Here is a 24,562-nt window from a genome sequence, read left to right as displayed (position 1 = left end):
ATCAAAAATTAAATTTATGAATAAATTATTTGGATTATTTTTTGTTGTTGTTAGCACGGTTGCCTTTTCTCAAAATAAAAACGAATTCCATAAAGTGTCTTTAAAAGATAAAAAAGATAAAGCGCTTAGTTTTAATTTTTATGTTGAAAATATTTATGATGGAAGACAGTTTAAAGAGAATATCGGAACCGTTCAAAAAGGAGGTTTCAATAGAAAAGTATTGGCTAATTTTGAAAAACCTTTACCGGTTGAATTTTTTTATTATCTCGCAGTTATTTGTCCGTCTGAGGAAAGTAAATCTAAGATTTCTATCCGAGTAAATGATTTGTACGTTTCAGAACTTACGCGTGCAATGTCCGAAACAGGGTATGCAACTGTATCAATTGATGTAATAGAAACCAAAGATACTACTGCGTATATAGTGGGGTCTTATATCGCTTCGACAGAAAGTAATGGTATGGATGTTACAGGTTCACACGATGAACGATTGAAGAAAGTTTTACAGGAATGTTTGACAAATTATATGAAAACAAGTGAGGAAGATAAAACTGCTATTTTGTATGATGATAATTTTAATATTAAAAGTAAAACCATAACAGATGTTCCTTCTAAAGGTGTTTATTTAAATTATGCTGACGTTTTAAATGGAAAACCAATATCTATAGCTGATTTTGAAATTACAAATAAAAAAGACAGGTTTTATTTACTTAACAAACTGAGCCGTTCAGAAGAGCTAAATTATTATGGATTTAGTGATGGCAAAGATTTTTATATTAATGTATCAAAATATGCGAGTTCAAGATATTACGCCAAGACGGAAATTATTAGTGGTAAGTATTATGTTGAGAATGTAATTTATAATTCAAATAATGCCATCGCTATGGGTGCGATGTTTGGGTTGATTGGCGTTGCAATTGCTGCTTCAGCAAGTGATGGGTCAATTCCGATGCTTATTGATAGTTATACGGGGCAACCATCATTTTTATCGAATAGTGAGATGAAAGTATTGTTATCGTCTCATCCGGAACTTTTAAAAGAATTTAAGGATGGTAATAAAAGCAGTTTAGCTAAAAAAGTCATTCTGAAAAAATATTACCAATTAACTTTAGGGCAATAAAAATGGATATCCTTTAAGTGTTTGTATGGAATGATACGATTAGTTATGTGAAGTGTAGTATTAAAGATTTAAAACAAAAAAAAGCAACTCTAATCGAGTTGCTTTTTTTGCTTATTTGTTATTCGTTAATATTTTGAATACTATAATTTAAATAAAGATAAATTTTAGTTATTTGGTTTAATTAAATGAACATTAGTGTAGCTTTTTTTGATAGCTATCAAATTGCGTTCTGCTTCAATTCGTGTTTTGAAATTTCCTACCCAAACTTTATAATTTGGTGTGAAAAATATAATTGTACCATCTAACTCACTAAATTCTTGTCTGAATTGATTGAGTGTGTTTTTGGCTTTGTCGCTTTCGCCGCTAAAAATTTGAATTTTATATCGGTCATTTACAGCATTGGAAACATTTGTTTTTCTCTTTTCGTTTAGTAATTGTTCAAATTTGTAGTCCTGATTTACAGTAATTTTCCCTTCTTGTGCAGTTGCGTTGAACGTGCAAATTAATAATGTTATAGAGTTGAAAAAGGCTTTTCGAGTGGCTAAAATTCTCATAATGTGATTGTTTTTATGCAAAAGTAATATTTAATGATTGATACCAAATAGCAAATGTTATTTAGAATTGATATAAATTGAAATTAAGACTATTTTAAGGTTTTGAGAATAGTTCTTAAGTCGTATTTTTGTCCAAGTTTTAAAATAAAGGATCAGTTTTTATAATGCAATTAGAAAAAACTGTGCCAATTTTTAGTAGATAATCATTATACTATATGAAAAAGGTGGGTAACCATAATTCGATCTCAAGGAAATTATTTTTTAGCATAGCTTTAATGCTATCGTTTTCCTTTACTTCATTTGCTCAAGAAGCTACTCCTGCAGCGACAGATGTTGCTCCGGATGCTTCAGCTACTTCACAAAGTGCAGACCCGGTTAAGGGTAAAGAGCTATTTAATGCAAACTGTGCAGCATGTCACAAGCTTGATGCGAAAGCAACAGGTCCAGCTCTTAGAGGTGTTGGTGCCAAATATGATGCTTCATGGCTTCATAAGTGGGTTCGTAACAGTTCGGATTTAATTAAATCTGGAGATGCTCAAGCAGTGAAAGTTTTTGAAGAAAACAATAAGGCAGTGATGTCAGCTTTTCCTCAATTGTCTGATGCTGATATTGATAATATCATTGCTTATACTTCAGAGCCTAAGGCTGAAGCTCCTGCGCCACCAGTTGGTGGTACTGAAGCGGTTCCTGGAACTGGTGGTTCTGACGGTGGTGTTTCAAATAATATCATATTAGGTGCTTTAGCGCTTGTAATGCTGATTTTAGTGGTGATGTTGTTTTTGGTAAACCAAGTTTTATCTAAGGTTGCGAAAGCAAATGGTATTGAAACGGCTCCGAAAACTCCAACGACTCCTATTTGGAAAGCATTTGCTAGAAATCAATTTTTAGTTTTAGTGACTGTAGTGTTTTTACTTTTGGCTAGTGCTTATTTTGTTTATGGATTTTTGATGCAAGTGGGTGTTGATCAAGATTACGCTCCGATACAGCCAATTCATTATTCTCACAGAATACATGCTGGTGACAATGAAATCAACTGTAAATACTGTCACTCTGCTGCTAGGGTAAGTAAAAACGGTGGAATTCCTTCGTTGAATGTTTGTATGAACTGTCATAAAAATATAGCTGAAGTTGCGGAAACTACTGCTACGCCAGAATACAGCAAAGCATTTTATGATGAGCAAATCCAAAAATTGTATACTGCGGTGGGTTGGGATAAAACTACACAAACTTATACTGGAAAAACTCAGCCTGTAAAATGGGTTCGTATTCATAACTTACCTGATTTTGTTTACTTCAATCACTCGCAACACGTAACTGTTGCTGGAATCGAATGTCAAACATGTCACGGACCGGTTCAAGAGTATGAGATTCAAAAACAATTTGCTCCATTGACAATGGGTTGGTGTATAGATTGCCACAGAAAAACAGATGTTAAAATGGAAGGCAATGAGTACTATACTAAAATTCATGATGAACTTTCTAAGAAATACGGTGTAGACAAATTGACTGCAGCGCAAATGGGAGGTTTAGAATGTGGTAAATGCCATTATTAATCAAATTATTAAGATTTTAATATTTATATATGTCATCAAACAAAAAATACTGGAAAAGTGTTGAGGAACTAGACAAAAATAGTTCTATTGTTGAGGCGCTTAGAAATAACGAATTTGTTGAAGAAATTCCTACTGATGAATTTTTAGGAAATAATGACGCTTTGTCATCTTCGTCAACATCACGTCGTGATTTTTTAAAGTACGTTGGTTTTAGTACTGCGGCAGCTACGCTTGCAGCTTGCGAAGGTCCTGTGAACAAATCAATACCTTACGTACTTCAGCCGGAGCAAATCATTCCTGGAGTTGCGGATTATTATGCAACTTCTGTTTTTGACGGTTTTGATTTTGCTAATCTTTTGGTAAAAACTCGTGAAGGGCGTCCTATTAAAATAGATAATAATACTATTGCTGGAGCTAAGTTTAGTGCTAATGCAAGAATTCATGCGTCTATTCTATCTTTATATGATAGTATGCGTTTGAAAGAGCCTAAAATTGAAGGTAAAAATTCAACTTGGTCTGCTATAGATTCTAAGATTAAATCAAGTATAGCTGATGCTGCTGCAAAAGGTGGTCAAGTTGTACTTTTGACAAATACATTAGCCAGTCCGTCAACTGAGAAGTTGATTGCTGAGTTTATTGGTAAAAATCCAAATGCTAAACATGTTGTTTATGATGCTGTATCTGAATCTGAAGCATTAGATGCTTTTGAAACAGTTTATGGAGAAAGAGCTTTGGTTGATTATGATTTTTCTAAAGCTTCACTTATAGTTTCTGTTGGAGCTGATTTCCTTGGAGATTGGCAAGGTGGTAGTTATGATTCAGGTTACGCAAAAGGAAGAATTCCTAAGGCAGGAAAGATGTCCCGTCACTTTCAGTTGGAAGCAAACATGACTTTGTCAGGTGCTTCTGCTGATAAGCGTTTGCCTATGTCTACTGCCAATCAAAAACAAGCATTAGTACACATATATAATATCGTTACTGGTTCTTCTGTTGCTGTAAGTTTAGAAGATAAATTCAAAGCAGAAGTTACAAAAGCAGCTCAACAATTGAAAGCTGCGGGTTCAAAGGGAGTATTAGTTTCTGGTATTCAAGATAAAAATGCTCAATTGTTAGTTTTGGCTATCAACCATGCATTGGTAAGTGAAGCTTTCACTACTTCTGGAGCAAGACAGATTAGAAAAGGCTCTAATGCAAAAGTTGCTCAATTGGTTAATGATATGAAAGCGGGAAGCGTTCATACATTAATAATGAGTGGTGTAAATCCAGTTTATACTTTATCTGATAGTACTTCTTTTGTTGAAGGACTTAAAAAGGTAAAAACATCAGTGGCGTTTTCTTTAAAAGATGATGAGACTGCGTTATTGAGTACTGTTGCTGCAGCTGTTCCACATTATTTAGAATCATGGAATGATGTAAGTATCACAAAAGGTACTTATGGAATTACTCAGCCTACAATTCGTCCTCTTTTTAATACGAGACAATTTCAAGATGTATTGTTGTCTTTAAATGGATCAACAGGTACCTTCTACGATTATATCAAAGCGACTTCATCAACAATAATAGCTGGTTCTTCATGGAACAAAGTATTGCATGATGGTGTTTATGTTGGAGCGATTCCTGCTGCCACTGGTGGTTCTGCTGATTTTAGTGCAGCTGCCAATGCTTTAGCACAATCAAAAGTTGCTCAAGGACTAGAACTTGTTTTATACACTAAAACAGGGATGGGAGACGGACAACAAGCAAATAACCCTTGGTTACAAGAGTTTCCGGATCCAATTACAAGAGTTTCTTGGGATAATTATGTTACTGTTTCGAATGCAGATGCTAAGAAATACGAGCTTTTTAATGAAATCGTTGCAAATGGTGGTTTAAACGGAAGTTATGCTACTATTACTACTGCTGATGGACTTAAATTAGAAAATATTCCTGTAATTGTTCAGCCAGGTCAAGCTGTGGGAACTATTGGTTTAGCATTAGGCTACGGTCGTAAAGCGGCTTTGAAAGAAGAAATGATGGTAGGTTTAAACGCTTACTCTTTATATAAAGGTTTTAATAATGTACAGTCTGTAACATTGGCGAAAGCTGGAGGAGAACATGAGTTTGCTTGTGTTCAAGGTCAGAAAACATTAATGGGAAGAGGTGATATCATAAAAGAAACTTCTTTAGAAATTTTCAATACAAAAGATGCTCACGTTTGGAATGAACAACCAATGGTTTCATTGGATCATAAAGAAGTTGAAGCAACTAAAGTAGATTTATGGGATTCATTTGACCGTTCGACGGGTCACCATTTTAATCTTTCGATTGATTTGAATGCTTGTACCGGTTGTGGTGCTTGTGTGATAGCGTGTCACGCTGAAAATAACGTTCCTGTTGTTGGAAAATCAGAGGTAAGAAGGAGTCGTGACATGCACTGGTTGCGTATTGATAGATATTATTCTTCTGAAAGTACTTTTGAAGGTGATAATGAAAGAAAAGAAAATATAGCTGGTTTATCAAGTTCATTATCTACATTTAATGAAATGGAAAAAGCGGGTGATAACCCACAAGTATCTTTTCAACCTGTAATGTGTCAACATTGTAATCATGCACCTTGTGAAACGGTTTGTCCAGTTGCTGCAACTTCACACTCTCGTCAAGGTCAGAACCATATGGCTTATAACAGATGTGTTGGAACGCGTTACTGCGCTAACAACTGTCCGTATAAAGTACGTCGTTTTAACTGGTTCTTGTACAACAAAAACAGCGAATTTGATTATCATATGAATGACGATTTAGGACGTATGGTATTGAATCCAGACGTAAATGTTCGTTCTCGTGGAGTTATGGAAAAATGTTCAATGTGTATTCAAATGACACAAGCGACAATTTTGAAAGCAAAAAGAGAAGGAAGAGCAATCGTTGATGGTGAATTCCAAACTGCATGTTCAAACGCTTGTTCTACTGGAGCAATGAAATTTGGTGATGTAAACGATTCAGAAGCGGAAATAACTAAATTAGCTGCTGACGAAAGAATGTATCATTTATTGGAGCATGTTGGAACAAAACCTAATGTGATTTACCACGTTAAAGTTAGAAATACCTAGTACAAAAAATAATTAATTAAGAATCAATATAAAGGATTATGTCGTCTCACTACGAAGCAACCATTAGAAAACCCTTAGTTATAGGTGATAAATCTTATCACGATGTAACTGTAGATGTAGCTGCGCCTGTTGAAGGTAAAGCAAACAAACATTGGTGGATTGTATTTTCAATCGCATTAATAGCCTTCCTTTGGGGACTTGGCTGTATAATTTACACCGTATCTACAGGTATTGGAACATGGGGATTAAATAAAACTGTAGGATGGGCTTGGGATATCACGAACTTTGTTTGGTGGGTTGGTATTGGTCACGCAGGAACACTTATTTCGGCAGTATTATTACTTTTCCGTCAGCGTTGGAGAATGGCAATTAACCGTTCTGCAGAAGCAATGACAATTTTTTCGGTTATTCAAGCAGGTTTATTTCCAATCATCCACATGGGACGTCCATGGTTAGCGTATTGGGTTTTACCAATTCCGAATCAATTTGGTTCTCTTTGGGTAAACTTTAACTCGCCATTACTTTGGGACGTATTTGCAATTTCAACGTATCTTTCAGTTTCATTAGTATTTTGGTGGACTGGTTTATTACCTGATTTTGCGATGTTACGTGATAGAGCTATTACTCCTTTCAACAAAAGAGTTTATTCTATATTAAGTTTTGGATGGAGCGGTAGAGCAAAAGACTGGCAACGTTTTGAAGAAGTATCTTTAGTACTTGCAGGTTTAGCTACTCCACTTGTACTTTCGGTGCATACTATTGTATCGATGGACTTTGCTACCTCTGTTATTCCAGGATGGCATACTACAATTTTCCCTCCATACTTTGTTGCTGGAGCGGTTTTCTCAGGATTTGCAATGGTAAATACTTTGCTTATCATTATGAGAAAAGTATCTAATCTAGAAGCTTACATTACGATTCAACACATTGAGTTGATGAATATCGTTATCATGATTACAGGTTCTATTGTCGGGGTTGCCTACATAACAGAATTATTTGTTGCGTGGTATTCTGGTGTAGAATACGAACAATATGCTTTCTTAAACAGAGCTACTGGACCTTACTGGTGGGCATATTGGTCAATGATGACTTGTAATGTTTTTTCTCCACAATTCATGTGGTTCAAAAAATTAAGAACAAGTATCATGTTCTCATTTATAATTTCGATAGTTGTTAATATTGGAATGTGGTTTGAGAGATTCGTAATTATCGTAACTTCGTTACATAGAGATTATTTACCATCTTCTTGGACAATGTTTTCACCTACATTTGTTGATATTGGAATTTTCATAGGAACAATAGGTTTCTTCTTTGTATTGTTCTTATTATATTCAAGAACATTCCCTGTAATTGCACAAGCAGAGGTAAAAACAATTTTGAAAGGAACTGGAGATAATTACAAAAGAGAAAGAGAAGCAAATAAAGATTCACATCATGAGTAATAAAGTAATATACGCCATTTATAATGACGATGATATATTGATGGATGCGGTTAAAAAGACCAGAGCAGCTCATCATCATATTGAAGAAGTTTTTACTCCATTCCCGGTTCACGGTTTGGATAAAGCTATGGGTATCGCGCCTACAAGATTAGCAATTTGTGCTTTTCTTTATGGATGTGTTGGTATCTCTGTAGCTACGGCTATGATGAATTATATTATGATTCAAGATTGGCCACAAGATATTGGTGGAAAGCCAAGTTTCAGTTATATTGAAAACATGCCAGCTTTTGTTCCAATTATGTTTGAACTTACAGTATTTTTTGCAGCTCACTTAATGGTTATTACTTTTTATATGAGAAGTAAATTATGGCCTTTCAAAGAAGCAGAGAATCCAGATGTAAGAACTACAGATGACCATTTTTTAATGGAAGTTGCTGTAAATGATAACGAAGAAGAATTGATTTCTTTTTTCCAAAGCACCGGAGCTGTAGAAGTTAAAGTAATAGATAAGCATTAATTATAGATATGAAAAGCGTATATAAAATAACACTTTTATTTGGTATAACTATTTTAGTTTCATCATGCCATAATAATGCGGCACCAAACTATCAATATTTTCCAAATATGTACGAATCAGTAGGGTATGAAACCTATTCTGAATCGAATGCATTTAAAGATGGTAAAGAAGGTCAACTTCCAGCTGAAGGAACTGTGAATAGAGGTTTTGAACCTTTTGAATATGAAAATTCTACTGCCGGATATGAGTTAGCAAAAGCGAATCTTAAATCGCCTTTAGATTCTTTAAGTAGAAATCCTGAAAAAGGTAAAGAACTTTTTGAGATTTATTGTATCAGTTGCCATGGTGCTTCTGGAAACGGTAAAGGTAAACTGGTAGAGAGAGAAAAATTCTTGGGTGTTCCTAGTTATAAAGATAGAGTGATCACTGAAGGAAGTATTTTTCACGTAATAACGTATGGTTTGAATTCAATGGGTTCACATGCAAACCAATTGAGTGCCCAAGAACGTTGGTTAGTTACTGACTATGTTCTGAAACTAAAAAGCGAATTATAATTGTTGAACAAACTGATCGTAATAGATATGTATACATTTTCAAGTAAATTAAAAACTCTTTCTTTCGTCTTAATGGCCGTAGGTGTATTAGGAATTGGATATGGTTTTTTAACTGCACCAAAAGATATTCAAGACGTTGAAAAACTTCTTGCAGCCGAAAGTCATGGTGGGCATGGCGAAGCAAAACATGAAGCGTCAACCGCAGCTGAACCGTCGCATGAATCGGATGCTGCTCACAACTTAGCTACTGAAGAGAAAAAAATAGAGGAATCTACAACTGTAGTTAATCCAACTGGTGACTCATTGAAAGTTGATACAGCTAAAGTTGTTGAAGAAGTTCAAGTTGAACCAGTAGTAAAAAAAGAAGGTCACGAGGTTAGTGAAGAAGCTGAACATAAGGAACATTTAAATCATGTTTTACACCAATTACAAAACAAACCTTGGTCTGCTTTGTACGTTGCTTGTATTTTCTTTATGCTTGTTTCGTTAGGAGTTTTAGTTTTTTATGCAATTCAACAAGTAGCTCAAGCGGGATGGTCGCCTGTTTTATTTAGAGTAATGCAAGGTATAACGGCTTATCTACCTGTAGGTTCAGTTATCTTTTTTGTGATTTTAATTTTGTGTGGATTACATTTGAATCACCTTTTTATATGGTTAGATCCTGAAGTTGTTGCCAATGACAAATTAATTGCAAACAAGGCGGGTTATTTAAATTTCCCTTTTTGGATTGTTAGAGCTGCTATATTTTTAACAGGTTGGAGTTTATATCAGTATTTTTCTAGAAAAAACTGTTTGGCTCAAGATGAAGCTAACGATGATCTTAATTACAAAAAGAACTTTAAGCTTTCAGCAATGTTCCTTGTGTTTTTTATTGTATCTGAATCTATAATGTCTTGGGACTGGATAATGTCTATTGATCCACACTGGTTTAGTACGTTGTTTGGTTGGTACGTTTTTGCTAGCTTCTTTGTTAGTGCAATAACAACTATTGCTTTAGTTACTTTATACTTAAAATCTAGAGGGTTTTTAGAATATGTTAATACAAGTCATATTCATGATTTAGCGAAATTCATGTTCGGTTTTAGTGTTTTTTGGACTTACTTATGGTTCTCACAATATATGCTGATTTGGTATGCTAATATTCCAGAAGAGGTTACTTATTATATTACAAGAATTGAGTTGTATAACCTTCCATTCTTTGGTGCTGTAGTGATGAATTTTGTTTTCCCTTTATTAATATTAATAAATACTGATTTCAAAAGAATTACTTGGGTTTTAGTTATGGCAGGAGTTGTAATACTTGCTGGACATTATATTGATTTCTTTAATATGATTATGCCAGGAACTGTTGGTGACAGGTGGTTTATTGGAATTTCAGAAATAGCTTCTGTTCTTTTCTTCCTTGGATTATTTATTTATGTTGTTTTCACAGCAATGACTAAAGTTCCTTTATTGGCAAAAAGAAATCCTTTCATAGAAGAAAGTAAACATTTTCATTATTAATATTTAAAGAAAAAAACAGATGACAAGTTTGTTGGTAATTATAGTTTTAGTTTTATTAGCTGTTGCTTTATGGCAATTGACTAAAATATTCGACCTGACGCAAGTTGGTTCTAATACAGATAGTTCTGAAATCGCTACAGATAACGACAATAACGTTCAGGGTTATTTGATGTTTGGTTTTCTAGCTTTCATTTACATTTTTTCAATTTACGGATTGTTTAAATGGGGACCTCTTGTTCTTCACACACCAGCTTCTGCACATGGAGGTGAAGTTGATAATTTAATGAATATTACTTGGGTTCTTATTTTTATTGTTCAAGCTATAACTCAAGTTTTGTTGCACTATTTTGCCTTTAAATACAGAGGTAAAAAGGATCAAAAAGCGCTTTACTTTGCTGATAATAATAAGTTAGAAGCTATTTGGAGTGTTATACCAGCAGTAGTTTTAGCAGGTTTAATTTTATACGGGCTTTACGCTTGGACTAACATCATGTTTGTTGATGAAGATGAAGATACAGTAGTAATTGAATTGTATGCGCAACAGTTTAACTGGAAAGCCAGATATTCAGGTGAAGATAATGTTCTTGGTAAAGCGAATGTAAGATACATTGAAGGTGCTAATGCCGTTGGTGTTGATTTAGCAGATCCTTATGCACAAGATGATATTGTTGTAACTGAATTACACATTCCAAAAGGGAAAAAGATTCTTTTCAAAATGCGTTCTCAGGATGTTTTACATTCAGCTTATATGCCACATTTTAGAGCTCAAATGAACTGTGTTCCTGGTATGGTTACTCAATTTGCTTTTGAGCCAATTTACACTACAGCTGAATATAGAGAATTACCATTTATGGTTGAGAAAGTAGCAAATATCAATGCTCTTAGAGCTAAGAAAAGTGCTGCATTAGTTGCTAAAGGTGAAACAGCTTTGGATCCTTACACTTTTGATTACTTATTGCTTTGTAACAAAATTTGTGGTGCTTCTCATTATAACATGCAAATGAAAATTATTGTAGATACTCCTGAGGACTACAAGGCTTGGTTAAAAGATAAGGCTACTGTTGTAAATGAAGTAAAAGCTGCTTTGGCTGAACCAGCTGCTGCTGATGGAGCTTCAGGTTCAGACTCTATTAAAGGTAAAGATACTGTAGGAGTTGCTGTAATGGCAATGAAATAATTAATAAGAAAATTTAAAGTAAACATATATGTCAGCAGAAGGTCACGATCACGCAATAGATCACGAACACGAACATCATCATAAAGAAACTTTTATTACTAAATATATCTTTAGTATTGATCATAAAATGATTGCCAAACAATACCTTATCACTGGTATTTTTATGGGGATTATTGGAGTAGGAATGTCTATGCTTTTTAGAATGCAATTAGCATGGCCAGAAGAGTCTTTTAAAATTTTTAATATTTTATTAGGTGATAAATTTGCTCCAAACGGAGTTATGGCAAATGATATTTACCTGGCTTTAGTTACGATACACGGAACCATAATGGTATTCTTTGTTCTAACGGCCGCTCTGAGTGGTACTTTTAGTAACTTATTGATTCCGCTTCAGATTGGTGCTCGAGATATGGCTTCCGGTTTTATGAATATGATTTCATATTGGTTGTTTTTCTTGTCAAGTATCATTATGATTGGTTCTCTTTTTGTAGAAGCTGGACCGGCATCTTCAGGTTGGACAATTTATCCTCCGTTAAGTGCTTTACCACAAGCTATTCCTGGTTCTGGAATGGGAATGACTTTATGGTTGGTTTCTATGGCTATTTTTATCGCATCTTCTTTAATGGGATCTTTAAACTATGTAGTTACAGTAATTAATTTAAGAACAAAAGGAATGTCCATGACAAGATTGCCTCTTACAATTTGGGCTTTCTTTGTAACAGCTATTATTGGTATTGTTTCGTTTCCAGTTCTTTTATCTGCTGCGTTATTACTTATTTTTGATAGAAGTTTTGGAACTTCATTCTTCTTGTCTGATATTTATATTGCTGGAGAGGTTTTACATTACCAAGGTGGTTCGCCAGTATTGTTCGAACACTTATTTTGGTTTTTAGGACACCCTGAGGTTTATATCGTTTTATTACCTGCTTTGGGTATTACTTCCGAAGTTATCGCAACAAATTCACGTAAACCGATTTTTGGTTACAGAGCGATGATTATGTCAATTTTGGCTATTGCTTTCTTATCAACAATTGTTTGGGGTCACCATATGTTTATCTCGGGTATGAATCCATTTTTAGGATCCGTATTTACTTTTACAACGTTATTGATTGCTATCCCTTCTGCTGTGAAGGCGTTTAATTATATCACAACACTTTGGAAAGGTAATTTGCAGTTGAATCCAGCTATGTTGTTTTCAATTGGTTTAGTTTCTACATTTATTACTGGTGGTTTGACAGGAATTATTCTTGGTGATAGTACACTTGACATCAATGTTCATGATACTTACTTCGTTGTAGCTCACTTTCACTTAGTAATGGGTATTTCTGCTCTTTACGGAATGTTTGCGGGTATTTATCATTGGTTCCCAAGAATGTTTGGAAGAATGTTGAACAAGAATCTAGGATATGTTCACTTTTGGGTAACTGCAATCTGTGCTTATGGAGTTTTCTTTCCAATGCACTTTATAGGATTAGCAGGTTTGCCAAGACGTTATTATACAAACACAAATTTCCCATTATTTGATGATTTACAAAATGTAAACGTTTTGATAACAACATTTGCATTAATTGGTGGAGCTTTTCAATTGGTTTTCTTATACAACTTTTTCGTTAGTATTTTCTACGGTAAAAAATCTGTTATGAATCCTTGGAAATCGAATACACTAGAATGGACAGCACCAGTTGAACATATTCACGGTAACTGGCCAGGTGAAATTCCTCACGTATATCGTTGGCCTTATGACTACAGTAATCCAGCACATGATGTGGATTTTGTACCTCAAAACGTTCCAATGAAAGAAGGTGAAGTAGTTTTACACCACTAAAATATAATTTAAGCCTCTGCGAAAGTAGAGGCTTTTTTTGTGCTTTTTATTTTGGCTTATCAAAATGATATTCTTTCACTTGGCGTCGTTTTCAATTTTTATTTCATTTTAAATTTAAAAATTATATTTCGAGATTGCTTTGCTATCTTTGTTACATGAATGAAAATTTAGACCCAACATCAAACGGTTACAATTCGGAAGAACTAGATCTTGAAAAAAAATTAAGACCACTTTCCTTTGATGATTTTGCTGGACAAGATCAGATATTGGAAAACTTGAAAGTCTTTGTTCAAGCTGCTAATCAACGTAATGAAGCACTTGATCACACACTTTTTCATGGTCCTCCCGGTTTAGGAAAAACTACTTTGGCTAATATTCTTGCTAATGAACTTCAAGTCGGAATCAAGATAACCTCTGGTCCTGTATTGGATAAACCTGGAGATTTAGCTGGTTTATTGACTAATCTGGAGGAAAGAGATGTTTTGTTTATTGATGAAATTCATCGTTTGAGTCCAATAGTTGAAGAATATTTGTATTCTGCCATGGAGGATTTCAAAATTGATATCATGATTGAATCAGGACCCAATGCTAGAACCGTTCAAATTAATTTGAATCCGTTCACCTTAATCGGAGCCACTACGCGTTCTGGGTTGTTGACCGCTCCTATGAGAGCTCGTTTCGGAATATCTTCCCGTTTACAATATTACACGACAGAGTTGTTAACTACAATCGTTGAAAGAAGTGCTGCAATCTTTAAAATGCCAATTTCCATGGAAGCAGCCATAGAAATTGCAGGAAGAAGTCGTGGAACACCTCGTATTGCTAACGCATTGTTACGTCGGGTACGTGATTTTGCGCAAATAAAAGGAAATGGTACAATTGACATTGAGATTGCCCGTTATGCCTTAAAAGCGCTTAATGTTGACGCTCATGGTTTGGATGAAATGGACAATAAAATCTTAATCACAATCATAGATAAGTTCAAAGGTGGACCAGTAGGATTGACTACTTTGGCGACAGCCGTATCTGAAAGTAGCGAGACAATTGAGGAAGTCTATGAACCGTTTTTGATTCAAGAAGGATTTATCATGAGAACTCCGCGAGGTCGTGAAGTTACCGATAAAGCTTACAAGCATTTGGGCAAATTAAATACAAACATTCAAGGCGGTTTATTCTAATTTTTAGGAGCTATTTCCTGCTATCCGCTGTATTCCCCATTAACAAAAACTACGGCTAAAAGCCTTGTTTTTTTAAATCGGGAGATGCAGCTTCTATCAGGGCTAACATATTAAGTTTATTAATATCAATTTCTCAATTATCAATCTTAAGGCTACATACACTGAATTTATCAAAACCGAAGCAAAACGTCTCGGCTTCATGTCTTGTGGAATATCCAAAGCTGGTTTCTTGGAAGAAGAAGCGCCACGTTTAGAAAACTGGTTAAAGAACAACAGAAATGGCCAAATGTCCTACATGGAAAATCATTTTGACAAGCGTTTAAATCCAACTTTACTAGTTGATGATGCAAAAAGTGTTGTTTCGCTTTTGCTAAATTATTATCCTGCAGAACTGCAAAACCCGGATTCTTATAAAATTTCAAAATATGCGTACGGGCAGGATTATCATTTTGTAATCAAGGAAAAACTTAAAGAATTTTTATTCTCTATTCAGTCAACAATCGGAGAAGTTTCTGGTCGTGCCTTTGTAGATTCCGCACCTGTACTCGATAAAGCGTGGGCTTCTAAAAGTGGTTTGGGTTGGATAGGCAAAAACAGTAATTTATTGACACAGAAAGTAGGTTCTTTTTACTTTATAACCGAACTCATTATCGACTTAGATTTAGACTACGATAATCCCACAACGGATCATTGTGGAACTTGTACTGCCTGCATTAATGCTTGTCCTACTGAGGCAATTGTTGCGCCTTACGTTGTTGACGGTAGCAAATGCATTTCCTATTTCACGATTGAATTAAAAGAAAATATTCCTCACGAAATGAAAGGGAAATTTGATGATTGGGCTTTTGGATGCGATGTATGTCAAGATGTTTGTCCTTGGAATAAGTTCTCAAAACCGCATAGCGAACCTTTATTTAATCCAAATCCAGAATTACTTGCCATGTCTAAAAAGGACTGGATAGAAATAACCGAAGAAACATTTAAAGCAGTTTTTAAAAATTCGCCACTCAAAAGAGCGAAGTTTCAAGGAATAAAAAGAAACATTAATTTTCTTGAATAAGTATTTAAATTCTAATTTTTCAATCGAATCGAAGATTCTCGGATGATGATTTGAGTATTTAATTCAACTGTTTTATGGGTGAAAGGAATGCCTTCTTTGTGACAATTCATTTCTTCCAGTAGTAAGTTGAAAGATGCAATTCCCATTTCGTGACTTGGCTGATCAACGGTACTTAATTTTGGAGTCAGCACTTGTGACATAAACCAATTACTAAAACCAATTATTGCTACTTGCTCCGGAACATTAATTTTGTTTTCATTGAAATAAGCCAAAACACCTACAGCAACTAAATCTGTTATTGCAAATATCCCGTCTACATCAGCGTGTTCCTCAATAATTTGTTTGGCAAATGCTTTTCCTTCTTCAAAAGTCACATTTTCGCAAGTATAAACTAATTTTGCGTCAAACGGAATGTTGTTTTTCTCCAGCGCTTTTTTATAACCAATGTAACGATCTATTGAATTTTGGGGATTTAACGGTCCACGAATATGAACTATTTTTTTGCACCCATTATCAATTAAATGCTGAACGGCATTGAAAGCTGCTTTTTGGTCGTCAATGATTACTTTGGAACATTTTGAAAGCTTGGCAATTTTGTCAAACATCACAAAAGGAATCTTCCGATTCATGATTTCCTTGATGTGGTCATCATTATTAGATTCATTAGATAACGACATTATGATGCCGTCCACTCTTTTGTTTATTAATAATTCCACTTGCTTTTTTTCTAAAGCCAGCGTCTCATTTGACTGTAATATGATTACCAAGTATCCATTTTTTTCGGCCTGATCAATAATAGCATTTACTACATTTGAGAAAAAGTGGTGGACTACTTCAGGAATTATTAAGCCTATAGTTTTTGATTCTTTGGTTCTTAAATTTACGGCAAAACTGTTTGGTGTATAATGTAAATGTTGCGCAAGTTCAATTACTGACTTTTTAGTTTTCTCACTAACATCAGGATAATTTTTAAGCGCTTTCGAAACAGTAGTTATTGAAATCCCCAATTTTGTTGCAATTTCCTTAAGCGTGATATCTTTCATGAATCGAATTTCTACGGATTTAATTTTAAGAAAATATTTTAGAAATAATGATATTTTACGTTTGTCGTTATTTAGTTTATGTCTTTAAAAAGCGACTTAACATTAAAATATTCCTTACCAAGATATTAATTTTTATCTGATATATTTGTTTTTTATCAAAATAAACAAATTAATATCGATTCGTTAAATTAAGTAAAGGTGTGCACGTATTATGTTGAAAGATTCAAATTTTTTATGTTGATTCTCGTTCAATTATGCTTGTTTCCAGTTCAATGGATTGGAAAACTACTGGCAAGTTGTTCTTTTTTAGATTGATTTCATCAAAAAGAATAGAGGCTGACCTTCTTCCAATTTCAAAACCAGGTTGGTCAATCGTAGATAGTTTTGGAGATATTACGCTTGACATAAACCAATTACTGAAACCTAAAACTGCAATTCGTTCTGGTATTGAAACCCCAATTTCATTAAAGTATTTAATGATTCCGATGGCAACTAAATCGGTAACGGCGAAAATAGCATCAATTTCTGGATGTTCATCCATCACTCTTTTAGCATTTTCGTAACCGTCTTGAAAATCTGCATTGTTTTCACATACAAAAACTAGAGAAGAATCGTATGTTAGATTGTTATCTTCAAGTGCTTTTTTGTAGCCTAAAAATCGGTCAATAGAATTTTGGGGCATGTAAGAACCTCTAAAATGGGCTATTTTTTTGTATCCCTTTTTTATAAGATAGCAAACGGCATCATAAGCCGCTTTTTTGTCATTAATAGTTACTTTAGAACAATTGACAAGTTTAGCAATTTTATCAAAAAGTACTAATGGAGTTTTATGGGAAATGATTGATTTCAAGTGATCAAAATCACCGGTTTCATTAGATAATGACATTAAAATACCATCTACTCTTTTGTTTAAAAGTAAATCGATTTGTTTTTTTTCAAACTCTAATTTTTCATTGGATTGTAAAATAATAACTAAATAATCTCTTTTTTCTGCTTCTTCAAGAATTCCTTTAATTACGTATGAAAAAAAATCATGAACTAGAGTGGGAATTATCAAACCTATGGTTTTTGATTCTTTGGTTCTCAGATTTACCGCAAAACTATTTGGTGTATAATGAAGTTTTTGAGCGAGTTCAATTACCGCATTTTTTGTTTTTTCACTAACATCAGAGTACCCTTTCAAAGCTTTTGAAGCGGTAGTTATCGATATTCCTAATTGTGCGGCTATCTCTTTGAGAGTGGTGTTATTCATGATTCAATTCTCTGGTAGTGAAAGCAAAAAACTGCTTCTCGAAAACGAATTTACAATTTATTTATTGCAAATCAATTTTCAGGAAACAGTTTAGTTGACTTTTGTGAATTTTAAAACAGATTGCTGAGTCCTTTGCAAATTCACTGGCAAATAAAGAATTTTTTGTGTCTTTTATATCTGCAGAATCTCTGTAAAACCTTCAAATTTCTTTTAAGGATTCATAAAATCATTAATTTCTTTATTGGAAATTTTTGGATTTGCTCCTTCGTTTTTTGCTACAATCGCCCCTAAAGCACAAGCGAAATCAATGGCTTCTTGCGGATTTTCAACATATAATAGTTTAGAAAGTAAACCGGCTAAAAAGGAATCCCCAGATCCTACTGTGTCTACAACATCAATTTTATAACCGCTATTGTAGTACATTTTTTCATTGTAATACAAAACTGCACCATGACTTCCTTTGGTAACACAAATATGTTTTGTATTTGTCTTTTCTGCGATAAAAAGTATGTTTTGTTCCAATGAATGATAAGGAGAGTTCAGGAAAGCACTTACTTCATATAATTCGTCATCATTGAATTTTATAAAATCAGACTGCATCATCAAATTGAGGAGTATTTCTTTAGTATAAAATGGAGCGCGTAAATTAACATCGAAAACAGCGTATTTTGCATAGTTTATTATTTCTAAAAGTGATGCATGCGAAACGGAATCTCTACATACAAGGGTACCAAAAACAAGTGCATCCGCTTTTTTGACCTTGATTTCGTCTTCAGGAATACAAACAATTTTATCCCAGGCAACCGGATAATTAATGGTGTATGAAGCAGAACCTTTTTCGTTTAATTGAACAACAACTTGTCCGGTTGATAAGTTTTCGTCTATTTGAATCGTATCGGTAGCCACTCCGTTTTTTTTAATGAAAGCAAGTAGTTCTCTTCCGATTTCATCATTTCCAACACGACTTATTATTTGGGCATTGATGCCAAGTGAAGCCAAGCGCAGTGCCACGTTCAATGGTGCTCCTCCAATTTTTTTATGTGTTGGGAAAACGTCAAACAAAACTTCTCCGAAACAGATTATATTTTTAGTCATGGTTATTCTTTTTTTGATAGACTTTCAGATAGTTCTTCTAATGTTCTTCCTTTAGTTTCCGGCATTTTTGTAAATACCCAAAGCAATTGGAAAACCATCATTATGCAAAAGATGGCAAAAACGGTTGTTGTTCCAATTTCTTTAAACAAAAACGGAATAAAAGAGGGAATTAACGCTGCTAAAATCCAGTGGACAGAAGTTCCAAAAGAAGTTCCGGCGGCTCTAAGTTTATTCGGGAATAATTCAGAGATGAATACCCAAATCACGGCTCCTTGTCCTATCGCATGTGAGGCTATAAACAAGAAGAAAAACAACGGGACAGCCATTCCTTTCCACTCAAAATAAAAGGCAGTTGTTACTAATCCCAAAGAAATTATGTATCCTACAGAACCCAAATACATCAATGTTTTTCTTCCGTATTTATCGATTAGCGAGATTCCAATCATAGTAAAAATCAAATTAATCACTCCAATTCCGATGCTACTTAAAAAAGAAGCTGATTTTTCTAATCCTGCCAATTCAAAAATTCGTGGTGCGTAATATAGAAAAGCATTAATCCCGGAGAGCTGATTGAAAAAAGCAATAAAAAAAGCCAATAGTAATGGTTTTCTGTATTTTGCCATGAAAATTGATTCATTTTTCCCTTCATGAGTAGTTTCTTTTTCGATAGCGGCAATTTCAGCTTCAACTTCGGCATCACTATTAATTTGTTTCAAAATAGAGACTGCTTTTGCTCTGTCTTTTTTGTATTCCAAAATCCAACGTGGACTTTCCGGGATTCCAAATACTAGAATTGTGTATATAAAGGATGGAAAAGCCTGTATTCCTAACATCCAACGCCAAGCATTTTCTCCAATATCCTGTAAATAATAGTTAGAGGTAAAGGCGATTAAAATTCCAAAAACAATATTGAATTGGTATAAAGCAACCAGTTTTCCGCGGTCTTTTGCAGGAGCAATTTCAGAAACGTAGGTTGGAGCCGCAATAGTGGATGCTCCAATACCAATTCCGCCAAGAAATCTGAAAATAGAAAAGAAAATAGGATCATTTGCAAATGCAGTTCCAATGGAAGAAACAAAAAATAACAATCCAATGATTATTAAAGTCTTTTTCCGACCTAATATATTCGTTGGAAAAGCACCAAAAATAGCGCCAATAACCGTTCCCCATAATGCGGATGACATTACTACTAATCCATGGAACAAATCAGAAGAACCCCATAATTGCTGCAATTGTTTATCAGCTCCCGAAATTACTACAGTGTCAAATCCAAATAAAAATCCTGCAAATGCAACGACAATGGACCAATAAAGTATTTTTTTGTTATTCATTATTTTGTTTTTTGGTTGATTATTTTGGTTGTTATAAAAGAATTTTTCTACCAGATTCCTTTTATTTTAGAAATGGTAAGGTTTTTAATTTCTTGATTCCTATCCGATTGAATGCTGAGTTTGGTGTACGGTTTGTTAGGGAAAATTTGTTCCGTAAAATTGTATACCCCACCATTCAGAAAAATTTCAATTGAGGACCAATCTACTATAATTTGATAATCGATTGTTTCGCTAGTAATGTTCGGAATTTCGGTGTTGTGAATTTTTTCTCCAAAACTTTTTTCGAAATTTACTATTCCGGAATGTCTTCGGTCTACAGTAAAAGTCTTTAGTTTCGCATCGTAATTGATAACCAGAGAATCCTTTACTTCATTGGAAAAAACCAATTTTAAATTTTCATTTTTAGCATTCAATTGTACTGCTGACTGATTCAAATATTGATAATCAAATGTCGTTTTATGATTCGCTTTTAGGATGATTTCATCTTTGGTAAAGGCTGTAGTTCCTTGTTTTTTGAACTGTTCTACAGGAGTGTTTTTCAGTACATAATCACCATTTATTTTTGCAAGCGATAGTTCTCGTGGAAGTGTCATCGCGCTTCTCCATTTTTTTGTAGGCGTGTCTCTGGCGTAGGACCAATTACTCATCCAGCCTATGAATATTCGCTTATTGTCAGGAGTATTATTGTATGTGACACCTGCGTAATTATCAGCGCCATTGTCAATCCATTTGATGTCTTTTTGGGAGGTTTTAAAAATTTTACCATCATAATCACCTACGAAATATTGTGTTCCGGAACCTCCATTTGGAGCGCCAGGATTGATGCTGATAAGTAAAACCCATTTTTCTTCATTGGAACCGGCAACTTTTAATTTAAAAATATCAGGACATTCCCAAACACCGCCGTGCGCTCCTATATTTTTACCGAATTCACTTTCGAATTTCCAATTAATTAAATTTTCTGAAGTGTAAAATTGCGCATGATCGCCTGCGACTAATACCATATTCCAAAGATTGGTTTCGGTATTCCAGAATACTTTAGGATCTCTAAAATCTTTTATACCGGAATTTTTAACAATTGGATTTCCATCATATTTCATCCAAGTTTCGCCTTCATCCAGACTATATGCCATTCCTTGCGTTTGATAGTTTGTTCTTCCCGCTTTTTCACCTTCCATGTTGTGATAGGTAAAAATGGCAATCATTGGCGGGTTTTCTTTTGTTCCAAGACCAGAAGTGTTTTCTAAATCTACAACGGCACTTCCTGAAAATATCATTCCTAATTTATCAGGAAACAAAGCGATTTTTTTATGTTTCCAATGGATTAGATCCGTACTTGTTGCATGTCCCCAATGCATCGGTCCCCAAACAATGTCTTCAGGATAATATTGGTAAAACAAATGATAAATTCCTTTGTAGAAAACCATTCCGTTGGGGTCATTCATCCATTTTTTTTCTGGAGAAAAATGAAATTGTGCTCTATAAGGTTCTTTGTATTGCACCGTGGAATCAGTTTTTATACTTTCGGAAGAAGCTATGGAAATAACTTCATTTTCCGCTTCTTTTTTACAGGAAAACAAGAATATAGAGGCTCCGAATAGTAAATAAAAGGGGAGTGTTTTATTTGTGAACTTCATTAAAATAAGGTTTAATTATTATATTATTTACATAAAAATAGAATTATATTCTTTAATTAAACATAATTGTGTTATCGAAAACGTTTTTGATAAGTCGAAAACGTTTTCGTTTTGTATTCGACCCAGTATCTGAAATTATTCAATATTTTAACGAAAAAAATATATATGTTTGAAAATATTATTAAAAAATTAAACTATGATTTCAACAGTTAAAAGTTTGTTTTTCATGCTCTTATTAAGTCCTGTCGCTTTTAGCCAAAGCAAATCAGATGAGTGGCATTTATTCGCAAATTCAAGAGAAAATTATTTTGGGGTTGCTATGGCCAACGGTCAAATAGGAATTGTTACAGACGATACGCCTTTAAAAACGAAAGAAATTATTCTGAATGGTGTTTATGACGGAAGTCCCGAAAATGGAATCAGCAGAATAGTTCGTGGAATAGAATTTCTGAATCTGCATTTGGATATCAATAATCAAGAAATTAAATCAGACAATATCGATAATTGGAGTCAGGTTATTTCGATGAAAGAGGGAACAAGTACCACGTCTTTTTCATTTAAAGATTTGGCCACGATTAATTACACGATTTTAGCCAATAGAGCTATTCCTTTTTCAGCTATGGCAATTGTCGAAATCACTCCTATTAAGGATATAGAAATTACGGCTAACAATTATATGGTTGTTCCTGACGAATTGAAAGATGCCAAAAGTCAGTTTAGGATTTTGAAAGACAATCAATATTTAATGCCAGTTTTTGGAACAACCGCCAAAACGCTTACGGGTAAATATACTGTTGCGGCTTCAACCACTTTTCTTTTTGATGGTGAAAGTGAAACTTTAAAACAATCGGGTAAGGAAGTTGGGTTTACCAAAAAACTTTTGAAAGGAAAAAAATATCGTTTTGCAATAGCAGGAGGAATTTGTACTTCAAAAGATGTTACAGATCCTTTGAATGAATCTGAAAGACAACCCATTTATGCGTTACAGGAAGGAATTGATAAATTATTGAACCGACACAAACAAGCTTGGGCTGAGTTATGGAATACGGGCGACATACAAATTGAAGGTGATCTAGATGCACAGCAACGGGTTCGTTTTGCATTGTACAATTTATATTCGTATATCCGTCCTGAAACCAGACAAAGTATTGCTCCAATGGGTTTGTCATCGCAAGGATATAACGGACATATTTTTTGGGATACAGAACTTTGGATGTATCCAACACTTTTGGCATTGCAACCGGATATGGCAAAATCTTGTTTAGATTACCGTTCAGACCGTTTGCAAAAAGCAAAACAAAAAGCGTTTATTTATGGGTATAAAGGAGCAATGTATCCTTGGGAATCTGATGATACTGGGGAAGAAGCAACACCAACTTGGGCACTGACCGGTATTTTCGAACAGCATATCACTGCGGATGTTTCGATCGCTTTTTGGAATTATTACGCCTACACTCAAGATAAATCTTGGTTAAGAAAAGAATGGGCAGTTCTAAAAGAAACAGCTGATTTTTGGGTAAGTCGTGTTGTAAAAAATCAGGATGGAAGTTTTTCAATTTTAAATGTTGTTGGTGCCGACGAATATGCACAGCACGTAGACGATAATGCTTTTACAAATGCATCCGCTATTGAGTCTTTAAAAAATACCATTAAAGCAGCAACTATTTTGGGTGAACCAATAAATCCAAAATGGGCAGCCGTTTCGGAAAAATTGGCAATACATACTGAAAAAGGAATTACACAAAATTATAAAGGGTATCAAGGGCAAATGATCAAACAAGCTGATGTGAACTTGTTAGCATATCCTTTACACGTAATCACAGACAAAGAACAAATAAAAAGAGATTTAGAATATTACGCTGAAAAAATTGATAAAAAGGATGGACCGGCAATGGCTTCCGGAGTTTTATCAGTTTTGTATGCACGTTTAGGCGACAAAGAAAAAGCGTATAGTTATTTTGTAAAATCCTATTTGCCAAACAGTCGACCACCTTTTGGAGTGTTTTCGGAATCTGCGAATAGTAATAATCCATATTTTGCTACAGGAGCTGGAGCGATGCTTCAAGCGGTTATTTACGGTTTTGGCGGAGTAGAACAAACGGACTTGGGATTGAAATACAATAAAGGACTGTTGCCAAAACAATGGAAATCACTTAAGATTATAGGTCTTGGAGTCGATAATAAAACGATAGTAATAAAGTAATACTTCAGTAAGTTTTTTAAGCCACGAATAGCAGTTGCATTTCTTTTTTATAGGATTGTAATTCGTATTCGTGGCTTTTTTATGTCCAATGAGATTATTTATTTTAAATTTTTTTTTTAAAATGCACACTAAACAACTGTTGAAAGGATAAGTGTAAATACCTGTTTTAAAATTTAAATAAAAGCGAATAGGCGAAAGTATTAATTTTTTTTAAGATATTTCTTCCAAATTTTTAATTTTAAAAGTGTTAAATTTTCATAACAATACGTTTTATAAATGTGATATTTTTAGCAGTCAAAACACATCGAAATAAATGAATATGATATTTTTAGATTGATAATATTCGTTTTTTAATGGAACCCAATCTAAATTATTGATTTATTCTAAAAAACTTCATTATGATGAATAATTCGCAATCTTATTTTGTAAAAAGCT

At 34.1% G+C, this 24,562-nt stretch carries 18 protein-coding genes; 12 read left to right on the top strand and 6 right to left on the bottom strand.

The window, feature by feature from the left end; genetic code table 11:
- Positions 1 to 16: 16 nt before the first annotated feature.
- Positions 17 to 1,117: a DUF6563 family protein gene (locus DR980_RS04350; protein WP_113634037.1), complete on the top strand. Its 1,101-nt coding sequence runs from the start codon at positions 17 to 19 to the stop codon at positions 1,115 to 1,117.
- A 164-nt stretch (positions 1,118 to 1,281) separates the two neighbouring features.
- Here DR980_RS04350 and DR980_RS04345 read toward each other — a convergent pair whose 3' ends face one another.
- Complete coding sequence (locus DR980_RS04345; RefSeq protein ID WP_113634036.1) at positions 1,282 to 1,671, bottom strand: SPOR domain-containing protein; 390 nt, start codon at positions 1,669 to 1,671, stop codon at positions 1,282 to 1,284.
- A gap of 215 nt (positions 1,672 to 1,886) precedes the next feature.
- Between DR980_RS04345 and DR980_RS04340 the strand changes: the two genes are divergently transcribed.
- From DR980_RS04340 to queG, 10 genes are all read left to right on the top strand, one after another.
- Entirely contained in the window at positions 1,887 to 3,224 is a 1,338-nt protein-coding gene (locus DR980_RS04340) for a c-type cytochrome (RefSeq protein WP_113634035.1), read from the top strand.
- 29 nt (positions 3,225 to 3,253) lie between these two features.
- Positions 3,254 to 6,310 (top strand): TAT-variant-translocated molybdopterin oxidoreductase, encoded by a 3,057-nt coding sequence (locus DR980_RS04335; RefSeq protein WP_113634034.1) that lies wholly within the window; start codon positions 3,254 to 3,256, stop codon positions 6,308 to 6,310.
- 38 nt (positions 6,311 to 6,348) lie between these two features.
- Entirely contained in the window at positions 6,349 to 7,752 is a 1,404-nt protein-coding gene (gene nrfD / locus DR980_RS04330; RefSeq protein WP_099714288.1) for an NrfD/PsrC family molybdoenzyme membrane anchor subunit, read from the top strand.
- Complete coding sequence (locus tag DR980_RS04325) at positions 7,745 to 8,269, top strand: DUF3341 domain-containing protein (protein ID WP_091165797.1); 525 nt, start codon at positions 7,745 to 7,747, stop codon at positions 8,267 to 8,269. The genes nrfD and DR980_RS04325 overlap by 8 nt, the downstream gene beginning before the upstream one ends.
- Positions 8,270 to 8,277: 8 nt before the next feature.
- Positions 8,278 to 8,823, top strand: coding sequence for a c-type cytochrome (locus DR980_RS04320; protein ID WP_113634033.1), 546 nt, complete (start codon positions 8,278 to 8,280; stop codon positions 8,821 to 8,823).
- 27 nt (positions 8,824 to 8,850) lie between these two features.
- Positions 8,851 to 10,326 (top strand): cation-translocating P-type ATPase, encoded by a 1,476-nt coding sequence (locus tag DR980_RS04315; RefSeq protein WP_113634032.1) that lies wholly within the window; start codon positions 8,851 to 8,853, stop codon positions 10,324 to 10,326.
- A 19-nt stretch (positions 10,327 to 10,345) separates the two neighbouring features.
- Entirely contained in the window at positions 10,346 to 11,503 is a 1,158-nt protein-coding gene (locus tag DR980_RS04310) for a cytochrome c oxidase subunit II (protein WP_113634031.1), read from the top strand.
- A 28-nt stretch (positions 11,504 to 11,531) separates the two neighbouring features.
- Positions 11,532 to 13,328 (top strand): cytochrome c oxidase subunit I, encoded by a 1,797-nt coding sequence (locus tag DR980_RS04305; RefSeq protein WP_113634030.1) that lies wholly within the window; start codon positions 11,532 to 11,534, stop codon positions 13,326 to 13,328.
- 155 nt (positions 13,329 to 13,483) lie between these two features.
- On the top strand, positions 13,484 to 14,506 hold the full coding sequence (gene ruvB / locus DR980_RS04300; protein ID WP_113634029.1) for a Holliday junction branch migration DNA helicase RuvB: 1,023 nt from the start codon (positions 13,484 to 13,486) through the stop codon (positions 14,504 to 14,506).
- 136 nt (positions 14,507 to 14,642) lie between these two features.
- A complete protein-coding gene (gene queG, locus DR980_RS04295) occupies positions 14,643 to 15,566 on the top strand; it encodes a tRNA epoxyqueuosine(34) reductase QueG (RefSeq protein ID WP_113634028.1) in 924 nt (307 codons plus the stop codon).
- 11 nt (positions 15,567 to 15,577) lie between these two features.
- Here the strand turns inward: queG and DR980_RS04290 are convergent, their stop codons facing one another.
- The 5 genes from DR980_RS04290 to DR980_RS04270 form a co-directional block, all read right to left on the bottom strand.
- Positions 15,578 to 16,609: a LacI family DNA-binding transcriptional regulator gene (locus tag DR980_RS04290; RefSeq protein ID WP_113634027.1), complete on the bottom strand. Its 1,032-nt coding sequence runs from the start codon at positions 16,607 to 16,609 to the stop codon at positions 15,578 to 15,580.
- A gap of 232 nt (positions 16,610 to 16,841) precedes the next feature.
- On the bottom strand, positions 16,842 to 17,861 hold the full coding sequence (locus DR980_RS04285; protein WP_113634026.1) for a LacI family DNA-binding transcriptional regulator: 1,020 nt from the start codon (positions 17,859 to 17,861) through the stop codon (positions 16,842 to 16,844).
- A 210-nt stretch (positions 17,862 to 18,071) separates the two neighbouring features.
- The gene (locus DR980_RS04280) at positions 18,072 to 18,956 is read right to left on the bottom strand and encodes a carbohydrate kinase family protein (RefSeq protein ID WP_113634025.1); all 885 of its coding nucleotides are present in this window, start codon (positions 18,954 to 18,956) and stop codon (positions 18,072 to 18,074) included.
- A gap of 2 nt (positions 18,957 to 18,958) precedes the next feature.
- Positions 18,959 to 20,287 carry a sugar porter family MFS transporter gene (locus DR980_RS04275; RefSeq protein ID WP_113634024.1) on the bottom strand — a complete coding sequence of 443 codons (1,329 nt, stop codon included), beginning with the start codon at positions 20,285 to 20,287 and terminating at the stop codon, positions 18,959 to 18,961.
- Between the two features lie 47 nt (positions 20,288 to 20,334).
- Entirely contained in the window at positions 20,335 to 21,924 is a 1,590-nt protein-coding gene (locus DR980_RS04270; RefSeq protein ID WP_113634023.1) for a glycoside hydrolase family 32 protein, read from the bottom strand.
- Positions 21,925 to 22,120: 196 nt separating this feature from the next.
- Here DR980_RS04270 and DR980_RS04265 point away from each other — a divergent pair, with 196 nt between their 5' ends.
- Positions 22,121 to 24,127, top strand: a complete 2,007-nt coding sequence (locus tag DR980_RS04265) for a glycosyl hydrolase family 95 catalytic domain-containing protein (protein WP_244199255.1) — start codon at positions 22,121 to 22,123, stop codon at positions 24,125 to 24,127.
- Positions 24,128 to 24,562: the final 435 nt, after the last annotated feature.

This window comes from Flavobacterium psychrolimnae (assembly GCF_003312425.1).
Lineage (GTDB): Bacteria > Bacteroidota > Bacteroidia > Flavobacteriales > Flavobacteriaceae > Flavobacterium > Flavobacterium psychrolimnae.
The sequence above is the reverse complement of the archived record's forward strand: the minus strand, read 5'-3'. Positions and strand labels throughout refer to the sequence as shown.